The following is a 5,542-nucleotide window of genomic DNA, read 5'->3' on the forward strand; positions in this document are numbered from 1 at the left end:
CTATCGTTGCCCCAAAAGATTTCACCTTCAATAGCAAAAGTAGGTGCGCCGAATATACCTTTGGACACTGCGAGCTCAGTGCGCTCTCTTAGTGCATCCTTGTTTTCCTGTGACTTAGCTCTGGCAATGATTTGATCCGGCTCAAGCTCAAAAGAACTTAAAATAGGCTCTAAAACCCCTTGATCTGATATGTCTTTATCTTCTGTAAAATTTGCGCTGAACACCCTTTTTGTAAATTCTGATACCCAACTCTCATTCTCATACGCAAGTGCTATGCGGGCTGCCAAAAGACCGTTTTGAGGAAACACCGAGGGCTTAGTAAAAGCAATGTTGTACTTTTCGCATATACGCTCGATATCCTTCCACATATAATCGCCTTTGGCCTTGTAAATATTAAAAGGCGAAGTGTCCCAACCCTGACTCTTAAAGATTGGACCCAACAAAAATGGCTTCCACTCTACACTAACTCCGTGTGTCTTGGAAATCTCATCTATCCTGCTGACTGAGAGGTATGAATATGTGCTTGCGAATTCAAACCAGAACTCAAAATTTGGCTTTTCCATAAGGGCTGCTCCAAAAAAAATCCCACTTGGTTTATACTCCAAATGGGATTTTATTGCAATTCAAATATTGAACAATACCTTTGTCTACTTAGCCGCGCTCCTCTCTGATAGCTGAGTATCTAAGATAAAAAGAGCTGAGGTGCTATTTCCAGCTAGCTTTAATTTATCTAAAATCTCGTGGGCGCTTTTCTCTTCTTCAACCTGCTCAGAGATAAACCACTGAAGCTCTACTGCTGTAGCGTGATCATTTTCACTTATAGCCTGCTCATATAGATTATTAATCATGCCTGTTACTTCTCTTTCATGGTCAAGCACAATCTGAAACATTTCTTTTAATGATTTAAATTTTGTTTGTGGCTTGCCAATTGCCTGAAGCACAACATTGGCATCACGGTCAATCACATAGTCAAACAGTCTCATGGCATGAGTAAGCTCTTCTTCACTCTGAAGTCTCATCCATGTTGCAAAACCCTGCATGTTAATAGATTCACAGTAAGCAGCCATAGAGAGATAAGTGTACGAAGAAAAATATTCGTTTTTAATCTGGTCGTTTAAAGCGCTCTGTATTTCTTTACTAAGCATAATAGCCTCCGTTCTAACTTTTTTCCTACCACCCTTAGCTGTAAATTATTATAACATATGAAATTGCTAATTTCTAATGATTATCAGGTGGTAATATTTACCATTTAGGATATGCATCAACAATCACATGTCAATATCTAATTTGAACTGGCCATATAATTGGCATTTAGTTGATTTATCATAATAATACTAATATCAATATTTTCAGTCTCTTTATAAAATACAATGTCTACTTCATATTCAATTAAAACTAAACGCGGCCAGGTGCTTAGCTGGTGTATGTACGACTGGGCAAACTCAGCTTTCGCAACAACTGTAATGGCAGCTGTGCTGCCGGTTTACTACAGTCAGGTGGCGGGAGCAGATCTTGCTGCAAACACAGCAACAGTATACTGGGGGTACACCACCGCAGGAGCACTACTTATAACTGCCCTTCTTGCACCCATCATGGGTGCTATTGCAGACTATTCAGGAGTTAAGAAAAAGCTTCTTATGAGCTTTGCCGCTGTTGGTATATTCGCGACCGCACTTCTTTACTTCGTAACCACAGGGGATTGGCTACTAGCCTCTGTGCTATTTATCATCGGCAACATTGGGTTTGCAATATCTGAAGTATTCTATAACTCCCTTTTACCTCATGTGGCTGAGCCCGAGAACATAGACCAGGTATCCACCAAAGGCTATGCGCTTGGATATCTTGGAGGAGGTTTACTTCTTGGCATAAACGTACTTATGATCGAGTTTATGTCAGACAAGCTCCTTGCCACACGTCTTAGTTTTGTCAGTGTGGCTATATGGTGGGCTGTCTTTACGATCCCAATTATTAAAAATGTAAAAGAACCAAAAGCCACTAAGAGTAATGGCTCACATGCTAACCCGATAACTGGCGGTTTTAAAAGGCTTAGCAAGACTTTTCATGAGTTAAGAAAATATAGAGACCTATCTGTATTCTTACTGGCGTTTTGGATTTATAACGATGGCATAGGAACAATAATCAAAATGGCTACAATTTACGGAGCTGAGATAGGAATTGATCAAACCTCACTGATTGGAGCTTTATTGATGACTCAGTTTGTCGGCATACCATTTGCTTTTTTATTCGGAAGACTGGCGAAAACTTTGGGTACAAAAAACTCAATCCTCCTAGGACTGGCCGTTTATACACTGATTTCCATCAGCGGTTATTTCATGGAGACGGCGCTTCATTTTTGGATCCTAGCCTTTATGGTCGGCACAGTTCAGGGCGGGACCCAGGCACTAAGCCGCTCATTTTTCGGCTCAATGCTGCCAAAATCCAAAACTGCAGAATTCTATGGTTTCTATGGGATGAGCTCTAAATTTGCTGGCATAGTAGGACCTCTTGTTTTCGCTATAGTATCACAGGTTGCCGGCTCAAGTAGACTAAGTATTATCTCTCTAATAGTGTTCTTCATAGTAGGGGGATTTGTACTTTTTAAAGTGGATGAAAACAGGGGATTGGAACTGGCCGAAAAAGAGAATTTATAAACGTTAAAAATAGCCCGAAAAAGACTAATTCTTAGCACACAAATTTTGCTAAAAAAATCTATGTTTTCGGTAATTTGCATAAAATTTTTACCGATTTACCTGTGGATAACTTCAAGAAATTGAGTAAATTTCATGAAAAAAAGCGGTCAAATTTTTGACTACAAAAACCATTGTAACATACTGTAATTACGTAATAATAAAAAAAAACTTGACAAGGTATTTTGCGATCTGTTAGGATGTTCTTTACTGGATCGGATGGGGCACTTCAGAAACTAAATCTCTACACAAAAGTTATCCACATGCTGTTGATAATTTGTGGATAAACTGTCTTTTGTGAATGGGTATCGGAGGAGAATTGACTACTAAAAGAACGCCCCTAAAAAACGACCTAAGAACGCTCTTTTCGGAAACCGCCAATGATGATAGGGGATTAGAGTTTTTCATAAGTGATCCTGAGCTTACTGTATCAATGCCTGCTAGTGAAATTGATACCGAGAATTCATCTAAAAAAGTGGTGTGGCAAGAGGTCCTGAATAGGATAGAAAAGAAATCTAATCCACAGGTATTTTATTGGTTTTCACCACTTGAGGCAGTTACTGAAAATGAAAAATCTTTGGTCCTTAGGGCAAATAGCGATTTTGACAGAGATTGGATAGAAAATCATTATCTGGAATTTATTGCAGATACTGTAAAAGAATTATATGGTCTCGAAGTAGAAGTAAAAATAGTTGCCGATGAACAGGGAGCCGCTCAGGAAAGCTCCAGAAAACCCAGCAAATCTCAAAACAAAAAAGAGAGAAAATCTGATTTGTTTACCGGTTTTATAAGCCCTAATTATAGTTTTGACCGCTTTATAGTTGGGCCGAGCAATCAGTTTGCTCACGCAGCTTCAACTGCGGTAGCCAGAAAACCTGGAGAGGCCTATAACCCTCTATTTATCTATGGCGGAGTTGGACTTGGAAAAACTCATCTTATCAACGCTATAGGAAACGAAGTTCTAAGATCAACATCTAATATGGCAAGGGTATGCTGCATCTCGGCTGAGCACTTTACAAATCAGGTTATTAACAGCATTAAGTCAAACAAGATGGAGGAGTTTAGAAACCGCTACCGTTTTGGCTGTGATGTGCTGCTTATTGATGACATACAATTTATAGCAGGAAAAGAAAGTACCCAAGAAGAGTTCTTCCATACTTTCAACACGCTCTATGAATCTAAAAAACAGATCGTACTGACAAGTGATAAATCACCAAAGGACATGTCCTATCTGGAGGAGAGACTCAGATCAAGATTTGAGTGGGGCCTAATTACAGACATTCAGCCCCCTGAGACTGAAACCAGGATTGCAATTATCAAAAATAAAGCTGAAAGCGAAGGAGTTGTGCTTCCAAACGAAGTGGGCCTATATATTGCTAAAAATACAACCTCTAATATTAGAGAGCTCGAGGGTACGCTGACAAATATTATTGCTCATGCAAAACTCTTAAACGCAGAGATATCCCTTGATCTAGCAAAAGAAGTTCTAAAGAACATAGTAAAGAACCAGGACAACAGATTCGTAACCATTGAGAGTATACAAAAAGAGGTTGCTAGCTTCTACGGAATGAGGGTGCAGGATCTAAAATCAGACAGGAAGCAAAAAAATATTGCAGTACCGCGCCAGGTATGTATGTATCTAGCAAGAAGATATACAGGCGCATCATATCCTGAGATAGGGGAGAAATTTGGCGGCAAAGACCACTCAACCGTTATACATGCCGTTAAGAAAATTGAAAAGCTTTTGGGCAATGATCCATCACTTACAAAAACAGTGGACTCGCTATCAAGAAAAATAGAAACTTTAATGAGTGGATAAGCAGTGCAAAACCCTGTTGGACGAACTGTGGATAAAAAGTTAAAAACTGTATATCTTTAATTTTCTGTGGAAAGCTGTTAATAGATTTAGAAAAAATCAACATGTCTATCAACATAAAAAATATGCTTTATCTCTTTAAAAATAGGGTATTTAGGGCAAGCATCCACAAATCCACAAGCCCTACTATTATTACTACTATATATTAGAGTAATTATTAATAAGATAGAGATAGGAGTAGAGATATGAAATTTAAAACCCAGGTAGAAGATTTCTCAACTAAACTAGGACTAGTTCAGGGCATATCTGAAAGAAGGGCTACCATGCCTGTTCTCTCACATGTTCTAGTTACTCTTAAAGACGGTAAGATTGAAATTTCATCTACAGATCTAGAAACCACTATGAGCACATGGTGCGAAGCACAAGTTCAGAAAGAAGGCAGTTTAGCTATACCAGCTAGGAAGCTGTATGAAATTGTGAAAGAGCTTCCTGATGGTGAGATCGAAGTAGAGGAGATAGGAAATCACTGGGTTGAGATTAGAAGCTCTTCAGCTAACTTTAAAATTGCGGGGCTTCCAAGCGAAGACTTTCCAATTGTTCCCGAGCTTCACTCAGACAACCTCTTTAGTGTTGAGAGCTTTTTAATTGAGGACATGATTTCAAAGACAATTTTTGCTGTCTCTCCTGATGAACTAAGACGTAATCTGGCAGGGATTTATTTTGAAGAGTCGTCAGACAAAAATCTCAGACTAGTTGCAACAGATGGGCACCGCCTCTCGTTAGTTGAGAAAAAAGTAGACGGAGGGGTTAAGTTTGATAAAGGTTTTGTTGTTCCTAAAAAAGGCGTCGCTGAGCTTAGAAAAGTTCTGAGATTATCCGAGACTGTTAAGATTGGAGTTGGGGATAATTTCTTTATGGCAGAAGGGGACAACATAGTACTTATTGCAAGACTCATAGACGCTGACTTTCCAGACTACAAGCAAGTCACACCAGAGGTTACAAAAGTAACAATCACTATTGGAAAGGATGAGCTGTTAAG

General features: G+C 39.1%; 5 protein-coding genes. 3 read left to right on the top strand and 2 right to left on the bottom strand.

Annotation, left to right across the window (positions count from 1 at the left end):
- Both AAF462_09660 and AAF462_09665 read right to left on the bottom strand, forming a co-directional pair.
- Nucleotides 1-563, bottom strand: a 563-nt coding sequence (locus AAF462_09660; protein ID MEM7009385.1) for a 2-hydroxychromene-2-carboxylate isomerase, incomplete at its 3' end; no start/stop codon positions are given.
- A gap of 84 nt (nt 564-647) precedes the next feature.
- Nucleotides 648-1,145: a ferritin gene (locus tag AAF462_09665; protein MEM7009386.1), complete on the bottom strand. Its 498-nt coding sequence runs from the start codon at nt 1,143-1,145 to the stop codon at nt 648-650.
- Nucleotides 1,146-1,370: 225 nt separating this feature from the next.
- Here AAF462_09665 and AAF462_09670 point away from each other — a divergent pair, with 225 nt between their 5' ends.
- From AAF462_09670 to dnaN, 3 genes are all read left to right on the top strand, one after another.
- Nucleotides 1,371-2,651 (top strand): MFS transporter, encoded by a 1,281-nt coding sequence (locus AAF462_09670; protein ID MEM7009387.1) that lies wholly within the window; start codon nt 1,371-1,373, stop codon nt 2,649-2,651.
- 469 nt (nt 2,652-3,120) lie between these two features.
- Complete coding sequence (dnaA, locus tag AAF462_09675; protein ID MEM7009388.1) at nt 3,121-4,506, top strand: chromosomal replication initiator protein DnaA; 1,386 nt, start codon at nt 3,121-3,123, stop codon at nt 4,504-4,506.
- A gap of 242 nt (nt 4,507-4,748) precedes the next feature.
- Nucleotides 4,749-5,542: DNA polymerase III subunit beta (dnaN, locus tag AAF462_09680; protein MEM7009389.1), on the top strand; the 794-nt coding region annotated here is incomplete at its 3' end.

The sequence above is a fragment of the Thermodesulfobacteriota bacterium genome, assembly GCA_039028315.1.
Taxonomy (GTDB): Bacteria; Desulfobacterota_D; UBA1144; order Nemesobacterales; family UBA2774; genus CR02bin9.

Coding starts and splice junctions, on each gene's coding strand:
- AAF462_09665 (MEM7009386.1), bottom strand. CDS start 1,145: ATGCTTAGTAAAGAAATACAGAGCGCTTTAAACGACCAGATTAAAAAC.
- AAF462_09670 (MEM7009387.1), top strand. CDS start 1,371: ATGTCTACTTCATATTCAATTAAAACTAAACGCGGCCAGGTGCTTAGC.
- dnaA (MEM7009388.1), top strand. CDS start 3,121: ATGCCTGCTAGTGAAATTGATACCGAGAATTCATCTAAAAAAGTGGTG.